This is a genomic window from Pseudoduganella aquatica (assembly GCF_020865585.1).
In the GTDB taxonomy this organism is placed as follows: Bacteria; Pseudomonadota; Gammaproteobacteria; order Burkholderiales; family Burkholderiaceae_D; genus Rugamonas; species Rugamonas aquatica_A.
Map to the genome: position 1 here is coordinate 5,008,814 of NZ_CP086370.1, position 15,901 is coordinate 5,024,714.

Annotated in this window: 20 protein-coding genes and 1 tRNA gene; 14 read left to right on the forward strand and 7 right to left on the reverse strand. The window is 65.4% G+C overall.

Translation table 11 applies throughout. The features are described 5' to 3' along the window. The first annotated feature begins 58 nt into the window (after positions 1–58). From KT882_RS22260 to KT882_RS22320, 13 genes are all read left to right on the forward strand, one after another. Entirely contained in the window at positions 59–520 is a 462-nt protein-coding gene (locus KT882_RS22260; RefSeq protein ID WP_228893349.1) for a putative metalloprotease CJM1_0395 family protein, read from the forward strand. Between the two features lie 34 nt (positions 521–554). Next, positions 555–767, forward strand: a complete 213-nt coding sequence (locus KT882_RS22265) for a hypothetical protein (protein WP_107875433.1) — start codon at positions 555–557, stop codon at positions 765–767. 67 nt (positions 768–834) lie between these two features. Continuing rightward, positions 835–1,767, forward strand: coding sequence for a hypothetical protein (locus KT882_RS22270; RefSeq protein WP_161074686.1), 933 nt, complete (start codon positions 835–837; stop codon positions 1,765–1,767). Positions 1,768–1,872: 105 nt separating this feature from the next. Then, the gene (locus KT882_RS22275) at positions 1,873–3,033 is read left to right on the forward strand and encodes a methyltransferase (protein ID WP_228893350.1); all 1,161 of its coding nucleotides are present in this window, start codon (positions 1,873–1,875) and stop codon (positions 3,031–3,033) included. Positions 3,034–3,105: 72 nt separating this feature from the next. Then, positions 3,106–3,182: transfer RNA gene (locus KT882_RS22280), tRNA-Met, on the forward strand. Between the two features lie 204 nt (positions 3,183–3,386). Further along, complete coding sequence (locus KT882_RS22285) at positions 3,387–3,818, forward strand: YeeE/YedE family protein (RefSeq protein WP_228893351.1); 432 nt, start codon at positions 3,387–3,389, stop codon at positions 3,816–3,818. 19 nt (positions 3,819–3,837) lie between these two features. Beyond that, on the forward strand, positions 3,838–4,254 hold the full coding sequence (locus KT882_RS22290; protein ID WP_161074721.1) for a YeeE/YedE family protein: 417 nt from the start codon (positions 3,838–3,840) through the stop codon (positions 4,252–4,254). Positions 4,255–4,360: 106 nt separating this feature from the next. After that, on the forward strand, positions 4,361–5,998 hold the full coding sequence (locus tag KT882_RS22295) for an acid phosphatase (protein WP_321170285.1): 1,638 nt from the start codon (positions 4,361–4,363) through the stop codon (positions 5,996–5,998). Positions 5,999–6,106: 108 nt separating this feature from the next. Continuing rightward, positions 6,107–6,331, forward strand: coding sequence for a hypothetical protein (locus tag KT882_RS22300; RefSeq protein ID WP_161074683.1), 225 nt, complete (start codon positions 6,107–6,109; stop codon positions 6,329–6,331). Between the two features lie 96 nt (positions 6,332–6,427). Continuing rightward, entirely contained in the window at positions 6,428–7,840 is a 1,413-nt protein-coding gene (gene dbpA, locus KT882_RS22305; protein ID WP_161074682.1) for an ATP-dependent RNA helicase DbpA, read from the forward strand. 59 nt (positions 7,841–7,899) lie between these two features. Beyond that, complete coding sequence (locus tag KT882_RS22310; RefSeq protein WP_161074681.1) at positions 7,900–8,286, forward strand: VOC family protein; 387 nt, start codon at positions 7,900–7,902, stop codon at positions 8,284–8,286. 70 nt (positions 8,287–8,356) lie between these two features. After that, on the forward strand, positions 8,357–8,593 hold the full coding sequence (locus tag KT882_RS22315; RefSeq protein ID WP_161074680.1) for an antitoxin: 237 nt from the start codon (positions 8,357–8,359) through the stop codon (positions 8,591–8,593). After that, positions 8,593–8,994: a type II toxin-antitoxin system VapC family toxin gene (locus KT882_RS22320; protein WP_161074679.1), complete on the forward strand. Its 402-nt coding sequence runs from the start codon at positions 8,593–8,595 to the stop codon at positions 8,992–8,994. The genes KT882_RS22315 and KT882_RS22320 overlap by 1 nt, the downstream gene beginning before the upstream one ends. A 47-nt stretch (positions 8,995–9,041) precedes the next feature. Here KT882_RS22320 and KT882_RS22325 read toward each other — a convergent pair whose 3' ends face one another. Further along, positions 9,042–9,242: a hypothetical protein gene (locus KT882_RS22325; RefSeq protein WP_161074678.1), complete on the reverse strand. Its 201-nt coding sequence runs from the start codon at positions 9,240–9,242 to the stop codon at positions 9,042–9,044. 77 nt (positions 9,243–9,319) lie between these two features. On the opposite strand from KT882_RS22325, the gene trhA reads away from it, so the two are divergent. Beyond that, positions 9,320–9,955 (forward strand): PAQR family membrane homeostasis protein TrhA, encoded by a 636-nt coding sequence (gene trhA, locus KT882_RS22330; RefSeq protein ID WP_161074677.1) that lies wholly within the window; start codon positions 9,320–9,322, stop codon positions 9,953–9,955. Positions 9,956–10,067: 112 nt separating this feature from the next. Here the strand turns inward: trhA and KT882_RS22335 are convergent, their stop codons facing one another. The 6 genes from KT882_RS22335 to KT882_RS22360 all read right to left on the reverse strand — a co-directional run bounded on the left by KT882_RS22335 (position 10,068) and on the right by KT882_RS22360 (position 15,798). Beyond that, positions 10,068–10,478: a hypothetical protein gene (locus KT882_RS22335; protein WP_228893352.1), complete on the reverse strand. Its 411-nt coding sequence runs from the start codon at positions 10,476–10,478 to the stop codon at positions 10,068–10,070. 75 nt (positions 10,479–10,553) lie between these two features. Beyond that, entirely contained in the window at positions 10,554–11,507 is a 954-nt protein-coding gene (locus tag KT882_RS22340; protein WP_161074675.1) for a chemotaxis protein, read from the reverse strand. A gap of 69 nt (positions 11,508–11,576) precedes the next feature. Beyond that, a complete protein-coding gene (locus tag KT882_RS22345; protein ID WP_228893353.1) occupies positions 11,577–12,536 on the reverse strand; it encodes a threo-3-hydroxy-L-aspartate ammonia-lyase in 960 nt (319 codons plus the stop codon). Positions 12,537–12,565: 29 nt separating this feature from the next. After that, the gene (locus tag KT882_RS22350) at positions 12,566–13,534 is read right to left on the reverse strand and encodes an ornithine cyclodeaminase family protein (protein ID WP_228893354.1); all 969 of its coding nucleotides are present in this window, start codon (positions 13,532–13,534) and stop codon (positions 12,566–12,568) included. Then, complete coding sequence (locus KT882_RS22355; RefSeq protein ID WP_161074672.1) at positions 13,524–14,165, reverse strand: helix-turn-helix transcriptional regulator; 642 nt, start codon at positions 14,163–14,165, stop codon at positions 13,524–13,526. Before KT882_RS22355 ends, KT882_RS22350 begins: the two co-directional genes overlap by 11 nt. A gap of 46 nt (positions 14,166–14,211) precedes the next feature. Beyond that, positions 14,212–15,798 carry an amidase gene (locus KT882_RS22360; RefSeq protein WP_228893355.1) on the reverse strand — a complete coding sequence of 529 codons (1,587 nt, stop codon included), beginning with the start codon at positions 15,796–15,798 and terminating at the stop codon, positions 14,212–14,214. Between the last annotated feature and the right edge of the window lie 103 nt (positions 15,799–15,901).

Here is a 15,901-nt window from a genome sequence, read left to right on the forward strand (position 1 = left end):
TGACCGCCCAGCGCCGAATACAACACTTTGTTACGCTTTTTGCTAAGATGGAATGGCCATGAGCATCAGCGCCATCTCCTCCGTTTCCAGTGCGGCCGCGCCCGCCAGCGCGCAGGCCAGGGTACAGCTGTCGCCCGAACAGCTGGCGCAGATAGCCAAGCTCAAGCAGCGCGACACGGAAGTGCGCCAGCATGAACTGGCCCATTTGTCGGCCGCCGGCGGCCTGGCCACCTCCGGCCCCAGCTACACCTACCAGCGCGGCGCCAACGGCGTGAACTACGCGGTGGGCGGCGAAGTGAACATTGACACCTCGCCCGGCTCCACCCCGCAGGAAACCGTGGCCCGCGCCCGCACCATCCAGGCCGCCGCGCTGGCGCCGGCAGAACCATCGTCCCAGGACCGCGCCGTGGCCGCCCGCGCCCAGCAGCTGGAACAGCAGGCGCGCGCCGAACTGGAGCGGGCCTACGCGCCAGGCGGGCCGGAGCGGGCGGCGGGCGGCGCCGTCGACGTCTACGCTTAATGCTAGAATCCTCCCTTTTTTCCGCGAGCCTCCCATGCTGAAAGCCCCCCGCACGCTGACGTTTAAATGCGTGAAATGCAACAAATCGGTACAAGTGTTCCTGCAGAAAGTATCGGCCTGCTCCCACATCCAGCCTTACCAGGGCATCTGCCAGTGCGGCGAGGTAAAACGCCACGCCACCGGCCAAAAAGACGCCGTGCAATCGTACCTGGCCTCGCCGGACGGCAGCTGGTCGCACCACCATTGAGCACGGCGGCGCTAAAGAATTCGGGTTTTATGCCGTTAGAACAGGAAACCCGTTAATAGGTGCCGCGATGTCCACTATCTCTCCCCTGAGCTCACGCCAGCTCCAGCCCGCCAGCCTGTCTCTTGCTAACCAGCAAACAGACAGCAAGAACTTGCGCGTTGGCAATTCCTCCCTGCTGGAGAAGGCGCAGAATGATTTAGTGTCCCTGTCCAAGAACGGCATCGACCTGCAGCAGCGCGTCGATTCCCTGGGCAATTCCACGGTGGATCTGGCGCAAAACCTGCTCGGCAGCTTCGCCCAGCAGCTGTTTGGCGACAGCGCCAAGGGCGCCACCGTCTCGTTTGACTCGGTCAGCCTGGAATCCTCGTCCAGCTTTGCGGCGGGCGTGCAGCAAAGCCAGGGCGCGGGCGGCAGCAGCAAGTCGGCCGCGTTCAGCCTGACGGAGAGTTCGCACTTCCTCGGCAAAGGCACCATCACCACCGCCGACGGCAGCACTTTCGATTTCGAAGTGGAAGTCCAGTACGACTACGCGCTGCAAGCCAGCGCCAGCCAGAGCACCGCCGCCGATGGCGCAGCCGATGCAGCCAAAGCGGCGCGCTCGGCAGCCGATCCGCTGCCGGCCGTGGAGTTCCCGGACATCAAGTTCCCCGGCAGCCTGCAAGACCTGTTCCGCCTGTTCGACAAACCGCTCAAGAGCGACGTGGTACAGGAAGACAAGAAGCAGCCTGGCGAGCAGCAAAAACTGGGCACGCTGTCGCTGCGCCTGCTCAACCTGGTCAACAGCACCGAGCAGCTCGACACCTACGGCCCGCAAACCGGCAAGTCCAAAGCCGTCGCCCACGCTTACGGCACGCAGGAAACGCCGGCCAATGTGCTGGCCAAGGCGCCGGGCAGCGTGCCTGAGGCTGCCGCAGCCGCAGCGGCCTCCGCAGCCGAAGCCGCGCCTGCCGCACCTGTCATTCCAGCGGCGGAAACCGAACCGCAGCAAGCCGCCGCCTGATCCTCCGCGCCGGCAGCGCCGGCGCGCCGCGTATAATAGCCGCTGATACAGAACCGCCGCCCCAGCGCGGCGGTTCTGCCGTTTACCTACAAGATTGAAGATTCCATGACCGCAGCCACTCCCGAAGCACAATACATCCACTGGACCGAAAACGGCACGGACCACTCGGCCCTCTGGCGCTCCGAGAGCGGCATGGCGCCGCCCAAGCGCATCGTCATCGCCGACGACACCACCAACGCCGACACGGCCTACCGCCTGGCCTGCGAAGGCACGGCGCTGCTGTGGAAGGGCGACTTCCAGAACGCGCGCCAGCTGCTGCAAGCGCTGGCCCGCCGCGCCGACCACAAGGGCAGCAAAGGCAAAAAAGCCAAGGCGCCCAAAGTGCCGGCCACGCCCACCGAAGCCTTCCACCTGCACCGCCAGGCGCAATCGCAGCGCGGCCGCACGCTGGCCATGCTGCTGGTGCCGTTCGAGGCCGACTACAGCATCCCGCTGCGCCGCGCGCCGGACGTGAAACTGGCCTGCAACGAAGCCTACGGCCGTGGCGAGCATCCCTTCGCCATGTCGCTGCGCGAACTGCTGGGCGTGATCGGCGCGCACGAATGGCGCCGCAACGGCGTGGAGATTCCCGCGCTCGGCGAACGCATCCACCCGCACTACGGCGTGTTCTCGCCGGTGCGCGGCGAATATGTGGCGCTGGTGAACGAAGCGCCGCTGCCGAAAAACGCCAAGCTGGCGTTCGACATCGGCGTGGGCACCGGCGTGCTGTCGGCCGTGCTGGCGCGGCGCGGCATTGAGCGCGTGGTGGCCACCGACCAGGACCAGCGCGCCCTCAGCTGCGCGCGCGAAAACCTGCACAACCTGGACCTGAGCCGCCAGGTGGATCTGGTGAAAACCAATCTCTTCCCCGAAGGCCGCGCGCCGCTGGTGGTGTGCAACCCGCCGTGGGTGCCGGCCCGCCCCAGCTCGCCGATCGAACACGCCGTGTACGACCCGGACAGCGCCATGCTGCGCGGCTTCCTCGGCGGCCTGAAAGAGCACCTGACGCCGGGCGGCGAAGGCTGGCTGATCCTGTCCGACCTGGCCGAGCACCTGGGCCTGCGTCCGCGCGAGCAGCTGATGGAGTGGATCGCCACCGCCGGCCTGAAGGTGCTGGAGCGCCACGACGTGCGTCCAACCCATGCCCGCGCCGCCGACGCCGCCGACCCGCTGCACGCAGCCCGCGCCGCCGAGGTCACCTCGCTGTGGCGCCTGGCCGCTGCGTAAGGGCCAGAAAATTCATTTATAAAATTCACCCTTGCGGAATGAAACAGGCTTGTATATAATTCGGGCCTCAGACGCGGGGTGGAGCAGTCTGGCAGCTCGTCGGGCTCATAACCCGAAGGTCACAGGTTCAAATCCTGTCCCCGCAACCAGACATAGCAAGCCGTTGATTCTTAACAGGAATCAGCGGCTTTTTGCTTTTCCGGGGGCGCATCTTGACGCCACCCTATGCGCATCCAGCCCGCCGGGCAGCATGGACGCAATATTCCACGACACGGCGCACTTCAACACCGCCGAGTTGCATTACCATGACGGATTCGAGTCTCAAAACACGCAATCACACCGGAAGCGACACAATGGAAATCGACTGGGCGCACTTCACCCCTTGGACCAGCCTGGCTGGCGGCGTACTGATCGGACTGGCCGCCGCACTGTTCGTGCTGTTCAACGGGCGCATCGCCGGCATCAGCGGCATCTTGGGCGGGCTGCTGTCCTGGCCCAAGGGCGATACCACGTGGCGGCTGGCTTTCCTGGCCGGCCTGGTCGCCGCGCCGCTGGCCTACGGCTTGGCGCTTCCCCTGCCCGAGGTACAAAGCGACGCCGGCACCGCCGTGCTGGTCGTGGCCGGCCTGCTGGTGGGCGTGGGCACGCGCTACGGCGCGGGCTGCACCAGCGGCCATGGCGTGTGCGGGCTGTCGCGCCTGTCGCCGCGCTCGCTGGTGGCCACCCTGGCCTTCATGGGCGCCGGCTTCGGCACCGTGTTCGTGCTGCGCCACCTGCTGGCCTGAGGAGGACACCATGCGCATCGTGAATATTTTGATGGCCCTGCTCGTGGGCCTGCTGTTCGGCATCGGCCTGATCGTTTCCGGCATGACCAATCCTGCCAAGGTGACCGGCTTCCTGGACCTGGCGGGCCGCTGGGACCCTTCGCTGGCCTTCGTCATGGGCGGCGCAATCGGCGTGGGCCTGGTGGCGTTCCGCCTGGCGGGCAAGCGCAGCAAGTCGCTGCTGGACCAGCCCATGCGCCTGCCCACCGCCAGCATGATAGACCGCAGGCTGGTCATCGGCAGCCTGGCGTTCGGCGTCGGCTGGGGCCTGGCGGGATATTGCCCCGGCCCGGCCCTGGCTTCGCTGGCCAGCGGCGGCGCCAAGCCGCTGATCTTCACCGCAGCCATGCTGGCGGGGATGGCCATCTTTGAACTGGTGGAACGCAAACGCGGCTGAGGCGAAGCGGCCTAATGTAACAAGCCGTTTTACAAAACTGCCAACGGCTTTTCCCCTCTGCGGTGATAAACTTTGCCGCTTGAAAATCTTTCATGAGGAGCCGCGCGTGAGCGACAACAACAATCTTCCAGCCAATCCGTCGCGCCGACGCATTTTCCAGGCCGCCGCAGCCACCGGCATCGCCAGCACCGTGCCCGGCATCACCGGCGCCGCGCCGGCCAAGAAACCGGCCGCCGGCTCGCTGGACGCCAAGCTGAAGGCGCACGTGAAGAACGTGGTTGTCATCTACTTGGAGAACCGCAGCTTCAACAACCTGTTCGCCGACTTCCCCGGCCTCGCCTCGCCAATGCCCACCACGCTGTCGGCCGACCAGGTCCAGAAAGACTACAACGGCAGCGTGCTGCCGCAACTGCCCATGATCTGGGGCGGCATGGTGCCGAACTCGCAAACCATAGGCGGCAAGACCTATGAAATCAAGGAAGAACAGATCAAGGGCCTGCCGAACGCACCATTCAAGCTGACCACGCCGGACGGCAAGCCGCTGCCGGAATCGGTCATCACGCGCGACCTGTGGCACCTGTTCTACCAGAACCAGATGCAGATCAACGGCGGCAAGAACGACGGCTTTGTTGCCTGGGGCAACACCGGCGGCATGGTGATGGGCTACTACGGCGAAACGTCCAAAAACCTGGGCCTGTACCAGCTGGCGCGCCAGTACACGCTGTGCGACAACTTCTTCATGGCGGCCTTCGGCGGCTCCTATATGAACCACCAGTTCCTGATCACCGGCCGTCCAGCCGAGTTCAAGAACGCCGAGAACAGCGCGGCCAAGAAGAAGATCGCCGTGCTGGCCGACGGCCCCACCGGCGCGCGCCTGGCCGTGGCGCCGGACAGCCCGGCCTCGGCCCTGGAAGGCAAGCCCAAGTATGTGAACGACGGCGCCATCACGCCGGACGGCTACATCGTCAACACCATGGCCCCGCCCTACCAGCCCAGCTGGATCAAGCCGGTCCCCGGCGGCGACCAGAACCTGGCCAATCCGGACGAGGCCTACTACCAGCCGCCGCAAAGCTACGACACCATCGGCGACCTGCTGTCGCGCAAGGGCGTGAGCTGGGCCTGGTACGGCGGCGCGTGGCAGGCGGCGCTGGACACCAATGGCGGCGGCCCCAAGCCCAACTTCCAGTATCACCACCAGCCCTTCAACTACTTCACGCAGTTCGCGCCCGGCACCGCCGCGCGCGCCGAGCACCTGCGCGACGGCGGCCTGGGCGACAGCCCCATGTCCAACAAATTCCTGGCCGACGCGGTGGCGGGCAAGCTGCCTGCCGTCACCTTCTACAAGCCGCAGGGCAACCTGAACCTGCACGCCGGCTACTCGGACATCGAATCGGGCGACCAGCACATCACCAATATCATCTCCCACCTGCAGAAGTCGCCGCAGTGGAAGGACATGGTGGTGGTCATCACCTTCGACGAGAACGGCGGCTGGTGGGACCACGTGGCGCCGCCCAAGGGCGACCGCTGGGGTCCGGGCTCGCGCATTCCGGCCATCGTGGTGTCGCCTTACGCCAAGAAGGGCGCGGTCGACCACACCTTCTACGACACCACCTCCATCATGCGCTTCCTCACCCGCCTGCACGGCCTGCCGCTGCTGGAAGGCCTGAAGACGCGCAACGAGGCCTTCGCCGCGCGCGGCGCCACCCCGCCGGGCGACCTGACCGGCGCGCTGAGCTTCCGTTGAGTTTCCGCTAGGCCATCATACCCACCACGGCGGCATGGCTTTGTGCTACACTGCGTGCCGCTTTAAATATTTGAGCCCGACTGCTGCAGCCGGGCTTTTGTTTTTGAGATGAGAGACAAAAAAGACAACGCGACTTTCGACCTGCCCGGCTTTGCGCCGGCTGCGCCGATGGAGCCCGAGCCCAAGCGCCCGCCTCCACCGCGCACGCGTCGTGCCGCCTTGAAACAGGAACAGCTCGAACTGCTGGAGGCGACCGACACGAGCGGCCTGCCGGTCTGGCAGCGCGAAGAGGGCCTGGACGTGACCGGTTTGCCGGTGTGGCGTCAGAGCTAAGACCGTCTCCCAACGAGCCCGTCCGCCTGAGCGGACACCGCCTGCGCACCTGCTAGACTGTGCGCACTTCCCCACTTTTTTACCGGGTCCGCCACCATGAGTTCTGAATCCTTCCACAGCCTGCCGCTGACGCCCGCCTTCCTGGCCAATCTCGACATCCTCGGCTACACCCAGATGACGCCCATCCAGGCGCAGAGCCTGCCGTCGGTGCTGGAGGGACGCGACCTGATCGCCCAGGCCAAGACCGGCAGCGGCAAGACCGCCGCCTTCGGCATCGGCATGCTGAGCAAGATCAACCCGGCGTGGTTCGCCACCCAGGGCCTGGTGATGTGCCCGACCCGCGAGCTGGCCGACCAGGTGGCCAACGAGCTGCGCCGCCTGGCGCGCGGCGTGGGCAATGTGAAGATTCTGGTGCTGACCGGCGGCTCGCCGATGCGTCCGCAGATCGCCTCGCTGGAACACGGCGCCCACATCGTGGTCGGCACGCCCGGCCGCATCCGCGACCACCTGAGCCGCCAGACGCTGGAACTGGGCATGGTCAACACCCTGGTGCTGGACGAAGCGGACCGCATGACCGATATGGGCTTTTACGACGAGATCGCCGGCATCGTGTCGGCCTGCCCGAAGCGCCGCCAGACGCTGCTGTTCTCGGCCACCTACCCGGACGACATCCGCGTGGCCACCGAAGCCTTCCTGGCCGACCCGGTGGAAGTGACGGTGCAGGCGCAGCACGACAACAGCAAGATCGAGCAGCGCTTCTATGAAGTGGGCTTTGACGACCGCGACGCGGCCGTGAGCAAGCTGCTCAAGCACTACCAGCCGGCCTCGGCCATCGCCTTCTGCAACACCAAGGTGCACTGCCGCGAGCTGGTGGAGTCGCTGCGCAAGGACGGCTTCACGGCGCTGGCCCTGTACGGCGAACTGGAGCAGCGCGAGCGCGACGAGATCCTGGTGCTGTTCGCCAACCGCAGCGCCACCGTGCTGGTGGCTACCGACGTGGCCGCGCGCGGCCTGGACATCGCCAACCTGGAAGCGGTGATCAACGTCGACGTGTCCAAGGACACCGAAGTGCACATCCACCGCATCGGCCGCACCGGCCGCGTGGAACAGCAAGGCCTGGCGCTGTCGCTGTGCGCACCGAACGAAAAGAAGTGGGTCAAGCTGATCGAGGAATACCAGGGCAAGGCCGTGGAATGGCACTCGCTCAAGGACCTGCCGAACGACGAATACGCGCAAGGCGATCCGGCACCCTTCCTGACCCTGTGCATTATGGCGGGCAAGAAGGACAAGCTGCGTCCGGGCGACGTGCTGGGCGCGCTGACCGGCGACGCCGGCCTGGCCAAGGAACAAGTGGGCAAGATCAACGTGTTCGAATTCCAGACCTATGTGGCGCTGGACCGCCGCGTGGCCTACGACGCGTTCGACCGCCTGTCCAAGGGCAGCCGCGAAGGCGCCGACTTCGGCAGCTTCAAGGGCCGCAACTTCAAGATGCGCTTCATCGAAGTGTAACCGCCGTGCGGCGTCTTCTGATACAGTTGGTTTAATCACCACTGCATCAGGAGAGCTGCATGAGAATCGGACTGGCTGGCATCATGGTCGACGACCAGAACAAGGCGCTGGCCTTCTACACGGGCGTGCTGGGCTTCACCGTCAAGAACGACATCCCGATGGGGAGCTTCCGCTGGCTCACCGTGACCTCGCCGGAAGGCGCCGAGGGCGTGGAGCTGGTGCTGGAGCCGATAGGCTTCCCGCCCGCGCACGCCTACCAGAGCGCGCTCTACGAAGCGGGCATCCCCGCCACCGCCTTCCTGACCGACGACATCCAGTCCGAATACACGCGCCTGAAGGAGCTGGGAGTGGTGTTCCGTGGCGAGCCCACCAATATGGGGCCGATCACCGGCGTGCTGTTCGAAGACACCTGCGGCAACCTGATCAACCTGGTGCAGCCTTCGTAGCCGCCCATCTTCCTCGCCGCGCTGAAATCTGGACTAAAGTACATCTACGTACATACTTTGTGGGGACGCCATGAAGACGACCAAACTCTTCCGAAACGGCAATTCGCAGGCCGTGCGCATCCCATCGGAACTGGCCTACGAGCGCACGGATATGGAGTTGGAAATAGAGCGGGTGGGCGAAGAGTTGCGTATCCGCCCAGCCCGTAGGCCGCTCACTGGTGTGCTGAAGAAGTTTGCACGGTTTGGCCCGGATTTCATGTCTGAAGGACGAGGCGATCAAGAGCAGGCCGAGCGGGAACCAATCTGATGCCGCTCTACATGCTGGATACCAATATGTGTATCTATCTCATGAAGAATCAGCCAGCACAGGTCTCGGAACGATTTTCTCAATGCTATGTCGGCGACGTCGTGATGTCCGCGATTACTTATGCCGAGTTGGAATATGGTGTTGAGATTTCAGCCAACAGCATGCGAGAACGACGAAATCTTGCAGCGCTGGTTGAAGACATTCCTGTTGCGGCTTTCAATATGGCCGCAGCAAAAGCCTATGGCCCAGTTCGAGCCGCGGCCAGAGAGAGGAAAAGGGATCAGCTCGACAAACTGATTGCAGCGCATGCAATCGCGCTCGATGTCATCCTCGTCACCAACAACGAGAAAGACTTTGCCAGATACCCAAGTTTGAAAATGGAGAACTGGTTGCGTATCTGACATTCGGCATTAGTCCGAGCAGATTGGTGCCTTGTGCTACAGCCAAGTTAAGGTTTGACCAGACTGGAGCCGGCCATGAAGCCAAATCCATCCACAGCCAGCTGCATATCCGTTTGCCCGGCGCTTCCCGCGTACAAGGACTCCGCAGTGCCCCAGCTGCTCGCCAGATGGGCGGGCAACCCGGCGGCCGCTTGGACGGATGGGTGCCACAAAGCGGCGAAGATAAAAACGATAAGGGTCTTGCGCATAGGGTGGTGTTCCGTATTAGTCATGGTCCGGTTTTGATATGCGTCTACAATGGCCCGAACACTTACTAAGGCTAATCATGGTTAAGTTTGCCCAAGCAGGCGAAAAGTTCAACGCGGCAACACATTTGGCGGGAGCGCTGCTGGCTGCCGGCGGGTCGGTTTATCTGCTGGGACAGGTGCAGAGTGGTCCCTGGCAGAGCGTGGTCAGCATCGGCGTGTACTGTTTCAGCTTGGTGCTGCTGTACGCCTGCTCAACCGTCTACCATGCCAGCATGGGCCGCGTGAAGGCCTTGTGGCAGAAGTTCGACCATTGCGCGATCTACGTCCTGATTGCGGGCACCTACACCCCATTCTGCAGCCTGGCGCTGGACAGCCAGCTCGGCTGGGCTTTGCTGGCAGCCGTCTGGCTGCTGGCGTTCGTCGGCATCGTGCAAGAGTTGCGGAAAAGCGAGAACCGCTGGCTGTCGGTGGTGATTTATCTGACCATGGGCTGGTCGGCGGTGCTGATGGTGCTCCCTTTGCGCGCTTCACTGGGCAATGACGGCTTTGCCTACGTGCTGGCGGGCGGCCTGTTCTACACGGTCGGCATCATCTTTTACGTGATCGACACGCGAATGCGCCACGCGCACGGCATTTGGCACCTTTTCGTGCTGCTGGGCAGCGCCCTGCACTACCTGGCCATCGCGCAGTTCGTGCTGCCGGACAGCGCGTAGGGCGGGTTAGCGAGCCGGAGGCTCTCGTAACCCGCCAATTGGCATGCTGAGCATGGCGGGTTACGTCGGCTGGCGCCTCCTAACCCGCCCTACGTTTGCCTGAGCCTTGCGGCTAGACGCCGAACAGGTCGTGCGCATCCAGGATGGCGTAGATGATGGCGGGTTTTTTCTTGAGGCAGCGGCGCACCGCAGCGGGGATGGCTTCGCGGGTTTTGCGGCACAGGCCGGGGCGCATGCTCAGTTCGATCTGCAGGCCCATCACGGTGCGCACTTCGTTCTCGCCCGGGGCGATCTTCAGCGCCACGCCGAGATTCTCTTGCAGGCGCAGGCCGATGCGCTGCAGGTCTTCGTAGCTTTCAGCGGCTTCGATGCGCTGGATCAGCCGCTTTTCGTCTTCCTTGGTCAGCCGCAGCACGGCCAGCGCGGCCATGTCCGCCGCTGCGTCCTCGAGCAGCTGCTCGCGCTTGCAGTCGCAGGCGCCGGGCGGGCATTCTTTGCGGATCGGGAAGTCGATTTGCAGCATGGGTTCCATCGCGGCCGGCGGACGCCCTGGATGGCGCCCGCTTAAATTCTACCGCGATTTCCCCCGCGTGCCGCGCTATTTCGCCAGCACCTTGCGGATGGTGGCGGCCAGCTCCTCGGCCATGAATTTGGCCACGTAGGCGTCCGCGCCGACGGTCTTGACGTGCTCCTCGTTGGTGGTGCCCGACAGCGAGGAATGGATGACCACCGGCAGCGCCGCGTAGCGCGAGGTCTGCTTGATGTTGCGCGTCAGGGTGAAGCCGTCCATTTCCGGCATTTCCAGGTCGGTCAGCACCAGGGCGATCTTGTCGTACACGGTCTTGCCTTCGGCTTCGGCGGCGGCCGCGATCTGACCCAGCTTGTCCCACGCTTCCTTGCCGGACTTGGTCATGATGAAGGGCGCGCCCATGGCTTCCAGGCCTTTCTCGATCAGCGTGCGCGCCACCACCGAGTCGTCCGCCGCCAGTATCATGGTGCCCGGACGCAGGTTCAGGTTGGGGCCTATGGTTTCCGGGTCCACATCGGGACGGTCGGTCGGATTCATATTGCGCAGGATGGTTTCCACATCCAGCACTTGCGCCAGGCGCGAGCCATTGGCGCCGTCCAGGCGGGCGATGCTGGTGACCATGCCGCCCACGGCGGTCGATTCGGCCGACAGCACCTGGCCCCAGTCCAGGCGCACGATGTCTTCCACCGATTCCACCGCGAAGGCCTGCGTGGTGCGGGCGAACTCGGTGACCAGCATGATGTTCAGGCCGGTCTTGGGCGTACAGCCGCAGATGGCCGGCAGGTCCAGCACCTGGATGATCTGGCCGCGCAGGTTGACCACGCCCAGCATGTGGGGCTGCGAGCCGGCCACCGCCGTGATGGGCGGCATGGCGACGATCTCGCGGATCTTGAACACATTGATGCCGAACAGCTCGTTGCGGTCGCCGCTGGCGTCGCCGCCCAGGCGGAACAGCAGCAGCTCGAACTTGTTGGTGCCGGTCAGGTTGCTGCGTTCGTCGACTTCCTGTTGTACGGAATGCATTTTAGTGTCCTCGCCTTCATCGTTGATGGTGCGACTCTACCCGCGCCCGCCCGGCCCGTAACTTGTCCTTTAGGCCAATAACGCGCAGAAGCGCGCCATGTCCACATTGCCGCCGCTGATGATAACGCCCACGCGCTTGCCCTTGAGCTGCTCGCGCATGGCGCGCGCTGCGGCGAATCCGAGACAGCCGGTGGGTTCCACCACGATCTTCATGCGCGCGGCGAAGAAGCGCATTTCCTCCACCAGCTGGGCGTCGCTGACGGTGAGCACGTCGTCCACGTCGCGGCGGATGATGTCGAAGGTGTAGTTGCCCAGGTGCTGGGTCTGGGCGCCGTCGGCGATGGTTTGCGGCGTGTCGATGTGGACGATGGCGCCGCTGCGGAACGATTGCTGGCCGTCGTTGCCGGCCTCCGGCTCCACGCCGTAGATTTTGCAGTCCGGCGACAGCGCGCGCGCCGCCAGCGCGGAGCCGGACAGCAGGCCGCCGCCGCCCAGGCAGACGAACAGCGCGTCGAGCGGGCCGACTTCGTCGAACAGCTCCTTGGCCGCCGTGCCCTGGCCGGCGATGACGTCCGGGTGGTCATACGGCGGAATCAGCGTCAGGCCGCCCTCCTCGGCCAGCCTGCGGCCGATGGCTTCACGGTCCTCGGTGTAGCGGTCGTACAGCACCACCTTGCCGCCGTAGCCCTTGGTGGCGGCAACCTTGGCGGCCGGCGCGTCCTGGGGCATGACGATGGTGGCGGGTATGCCGAGCAGGCGCGCGGACAGGGCGATGGCCTGCGCGTGGTTGCCGGACGAGAAAGCCACCACGCCGGCCTTGCGCTGCGCCGCGTCGAAGCGCGACAGCGCGTTGAAGGCGCCGCGGAACTTGAAGGCGCCCATGCGCTGCATGTTCTCGGCCTTGAAGAAGATTTGCGCGCCCAGTTCCTCGTCGGCGGTGCGCGAGCGCAGCACCGGGGTGCGGTGGGCATGGCCTTCGATGCGCTGCGCGGCGGCGGCGACGTCGTCGTAGGTAGGCAGGACTTGCATGATTTCCTTTTCAGAGTTTGGTGAACTTGTTACCAGGGCCAGGCTACGCTGCTGCCCACGCCCCTGGCCAGCGCGCGCTCGTAGATCAGGCGCGCCACGGTGAGGTCCTGCAGCGCGATGCCGGTCATGTCGAACACGGTGATGTCTTCCGGCTTGCGGTGCGCCTGCAGCTGGCCAGACAGCAGTTCGCCCAGCTGGTGGCAGGGCAGCTCGGGCGCCCATTGCATTTCGCCGATCTGGCGCGCCTGGATATGGTCGTCGACGAACAGGCGCGCTTGCTGCAGCAGGCCTTCGGGCAGTTCGCGCTTGCCCAGCGTGTCCGCGCCGACGCAGTTGAAGTGGGTGCCGGGACGCACGGCGTCCAGGTTGAACAGCGGCCCGCGCCCGGGCGTGGCGGTGATGACGATGTCGGCCAGCGCCACGGCGGCGTTGCGGTCGGCCGCCATGGCGATGCTGCAGCGCTCGGAGAACTGGCGCTCGAAGGCCGGATCCGGCTCGCCGCTGGAGCTGACGTAGTCGACCTGGTGCAGCGAGGGCAGCAGCTCCAGCGCGTAGCGCAGCTGGATGCGGGCCTGCACGCCGGTGCCGAACACGCACAGGCGGGCGCTGTCGGCGCGCGCCAGCTGTATCAGCCCCAGGCCGCCGGCCGCGCCGGTGCGCATGGTGGTGACGCCGTTGCCGTCGATGATGCACAGCGGGCGGCCGGTGTCCGGGTCGACCAGCACGATGGTGGCCTGGTGCGGCTCGCCGCCCTTCTCCCGGTTGCCGGGCCAGAAGCCGGACGACTTGAAGCCGAGCAGGTTCTGTCCCGCCACGTTGCCGGACTTGATGCCCCACACGCCTTCCGGCAGGCGCTCGCGCAACAGCGGGAACACGCGGCCCTCTTCCTGCTGGTGCAGCACGAAGGCCTCGCGGGTGGCGTCCAGCACGTCGCGGTAGTTCATCAGGGACTCGCCCTGCACGCTGTCGATCAACAGCAGTCTCGCGTTATTTGGCATAGCTGTACACCGTCGCTCTCGAAATGCCCAGATGCTGGGCGATGATTTCCATGGCGCGCCGCACTTCCAGGCAGCCCGCCTCCCGCAGTTCCTCGATCAGTGCGCGCCGCTCGCCGGCCTTGAGCGTGCGCGGAGTGCTGGACAGGCGCGCCGCGTAGTCGTCGATGCGGCGCCGGATGCCGTCGGCGCCGGCCGGGTCCAGCGATTCCTGCGGCGCCGTGCCGGCGCCGATGCGGCTGAACTGGCCGAACATGGCTTGCAGGCCGTGGAACATCGTCAGGTCCACATTGATGCACAGCGCGGCGACGTACTGCCCGCTGGAGTCCTTCACGCCGATGGAGGTGCTCTTGGCCTGGCGCCCGTCGGCGAAACTGTTGGCGTAGTTTGCCACGATGGCGGGATAGGCGGCGTCCCCGATGCGGGCCAGGCCCAGCTCCGTGGCCGGGCCGCCGACATCGCGGCCGGACAGCTTGTTGTGGATGGCGGCAATGGCGTGCGCCGGGTCGAGCAGGTCGTGCACCACCACTTCGCAGAACGGGGCCAGGGTCTGACCCAGGCCTTCGGCCACGTTCTTGAGCTGGTCCAGCAGGAGCTGCTGTTCGGCGGTACGGACTATCTTCTGTTTTCGCATTTGGACAGAATATCCAGAATTGGACATTCCGTCAAATTGGCGTTTTCTATCGCGGCTGCGGCGACACGCTGGCGGGGAACTGCGGCGCGCGGCGGTGGCGGGTGGCCTGCTCATAGGCGTAGGCCATGCCGATCAGCTTGGCTTCGGTATAGCTGCCGCCCACGAAGGACAGGCCCACCGGCAGGCCGTGCACATAGCCGGCCGGCACGGTCACGTGCGGATAGCCCGCCACGGCGGCGGGCGAGGAGAAGCTGGCGTTGTAATGGTCGCCGTTGATGAAGTCCGTCAGCCACGCCGGACCGTCGGTGGGCGCCACCAGCGCGTCCAGACGGTGTTCGCGCATGACCTGGTCTATGCCTTCGGCGCGCGAGTAGCGCTGGTTGTTGGCCAGTGCGTCGAGGTAGGCCTGCTCGTCCAGGCCGCCCTTGGCGGCGGCGCGCTCCAGGTATTCCTGGCCGAAGTATGGCATTTCCTTGTCCGCGTGCTTGCGGTTGAACTCCACCAGCTCGGCCATATTGCGCACCGGCGCGTTGGGCGCGTATTCCTTCAGGTAGGCCGCCAGGTCGGACTTGAATTCGTACAGCAGCACGTCGGTTTCGGTGCCGTCGTACTTGTTCACGTTGGGCACTTCCACGTCCACCAGCTGCGCGCCCTGGGCCTGCAGCACTTGCAGCGCCTTGGCCATTTCGGCGTCCACGTCCGGGTTCTTGCCGAAGAAGTTGCGCGCCACACCCAGGCGCTTGCCTTGCAGGCTGGCGCGGTCCAACGCGGCGGCGTAGTCGGCCGCCTGGCTGCCGGCGGTGGCGGCGTCGGCCGGGTCCGCGCCGGCCATGGCGGCCAGCATATGCGCGGCGTCCGTGACGCTGCGGGCCATGGGGCCGGCCGTGTCCTGCGAATGGGCGATGGGAATGATGCCGCTGCGGCTGAGCAGGCCCAGCGTGGGCTTGATGCCGACCAGGCCGCAGATCGACGCGGGCGAAACGATGGAGCCGTCGGTCTCGGTGCCCACCGCCAGCGTGGCCAGGCCGGCCGCGATGGCGGCGCCGGAGCCGGAGCTCGAGCCGCTGCAATTGCGGTCCAGCGAATACGGGTTGCGCGTGAGGCCGCCGCGCGCGCTCCAGCCGCTCACCGAATGCGTGGAGCGCATATTGGCCCACTCGCTCAGATTGGTCTTGCCGATGATGACGGCGCCGGCCGCGCGCAGCCGGGCCACCACGTGGGCGTCACGCGCTGCGCGCACGCCGGCCAGCGCCAGCGAACCGGCGGTGGTGCTCATGCGGTCGGCGGTGGCGATATTGTCCTTCAGAAGTACGGGGATGCCGTGCAGCGGCCCGCGCAGACGGCGCAGCAGGCGTTCGCGGTCCATTTCGCGGGCGATCTTCAGCGCTTCCGGGTTGATCTCGATAATGGCGTTGATGCGCGGGCCGGCCTTGTCGATATTGCGGATGCGGGCCAGGTATTGCGACGTGAGCGAGTGCGAGGTCAGCTTGTTGGCCGCCATCAGCTCCTGCTGCAGCTGCACGCCGCCGTCCAGAACGGCGCCCGGTCCGGCCTTGGCCGCCGCGTCCGTGCTGGCTGCCATGCCGGCCGCGCCTGCGGCCAAACCCATGCGAACAAATCCCCTACGATCCATACCCAGCTCCGTGAGTGCGCGTACCAAGAGTAGTAAAGCGAAAGTGTAACTGCAGTAACCCACTAGCATAGCAGCGGAAATATTTCCGAGCTACTAATTTGAT

What these genes read in the sequence shown, in the direction of transcription:
- KT882_RS22345 (WP_228893353.1), bottom strand. Translation starts at nt 12,536, where the DNA reads ATGCAAGTCCTGCCTACCTACGACGACGTCGCCGCCGCCGCGCAGCGC.
- KT882_RS22265 (WP_107875433.1), top strand. Translation starts at nt 555, where the DNA reads ATGCTGAAAGCCCCCCGCACGCTGACGTTTAAATGCGTGAAATGCAAC.
- KT882_RS22300 (WP_161074683.1), top strand. Translation starts at nt 6,107, where the DNA reads ATGAGAGACAAAAAAGACAACGCGACTTTCGACCTGCCCGGCTTTGCG.
- KT882_RS22285 (WP_228893351.1), top strand. Translation starts at nt 3,387, where the DNA reads ATGGAAATCGACTGGGCGCACTTCACCCCTTGGACCAGCCTGGCTGGC.
- KT882_RS22260 (WP_228893349.1), top strand. Translation starts at nt 59, where the DNA reads ATGAGCATCAGCGCCATCTCCTCCGTTTCCAGTGCGGCCGCGCCCGCC.
- KT882_RS22310 (WP_161074681.1), top strand. Translation starts at nt 7,900, where the DNA reads ATGAGAATCGGACTGGCTGGCATCATGGTCGACGACCAGAACAAGGCG.
- KT882_RS22325 (WP_161074678.1), bottom strand. Translation starts at nt 9,242, where the DNA reads ATGCGCAAGACCCTTATCGTTTTTATCTTCGCCGCTTTGTGGCACCCA.
- KT882_RS22355 (WP_161074672.1), bottom strand. Translation starts at nt 14,165, where the DNA reads ATGCGAAAACAGAAGATAGTCCGTACCGCCGAACAGCAGCTCCTGCTG.
- KT882_RS22270 (WP_161074686.1), top strand. Translation starts at nt 835, where the DNA reads ATGTCCACTATCTCTCCCCTGAGCTCACGCCAGCTCCAGCCCGCCAGC.
- dbpA (WP_161074682.1), top strand. Translation starts at nt 6,428, where the DNA reads ATGAGTTCTGAATCCTTCCACAGCCTGCCGCTGACGCCCGCCTTCCTG.
- KT882_RS22335 (WP_228893352.1), bottom strand. Translation starts at nt 10,478, where the DNA reads ATGCTGCAAATCGACTTCCCGATCCGCAAAGAATGCCCGCCCGGCGCC.
- KT882_RS22320 (WP_161074679.1), top strand. Translation starts at nt 8,593, where the DNA reads ATGCCGCTCTACATGCTGGATACCAATATGTGTATCTATCTCATGAAG.
- trhA (WP_161074677.1), top strand. Translation starts at nt 9,320, where the DNA reads ATGGTTAAGTTTGCCCAAGCAGGCGAAAAGTTCAACGCGGCAACACAT.
- KT882_RS22350 (WP_228893354.1), bottom strand. Translation starts at nt 13,534, where the DNA reads ATGCCAAATAACGCGAGACTGCTGTTGATCGACAGCGTGCAGGGCGAG.
- KT882_RS22315 (WP_161074680.1), top strand. Translation starts at nt 8,357, where the DNA reads ATGAAGACGACCAAACTCTTCCGAAACGGCAATTCGCAGGCCGTGCGC.
- KT882_RS22360 (WP_228893355.1), bottom strand. Translation starts at nt 15,798, where the DNA reads ATGGATCGTAGGGGATTTGTTCGCATGGGTTTGGCCGCAGGCGCGGCC.
- KT882_RS22340 (WP_161074675.1), bottom strand. Translation starts at nt 11,507, where the DNA reads ATGCATTCCGTACAACAGGAAGTCGACGAACGCAGCAACCTGACCGGC.
- KT882_RS22275 (WP_228893350.1), top strand. Translation starts at nt 1,873, where the DNA reads ATGACCGCAGCCACTCCCGAAGCACAATACATCCACTGGACCGAAAAC.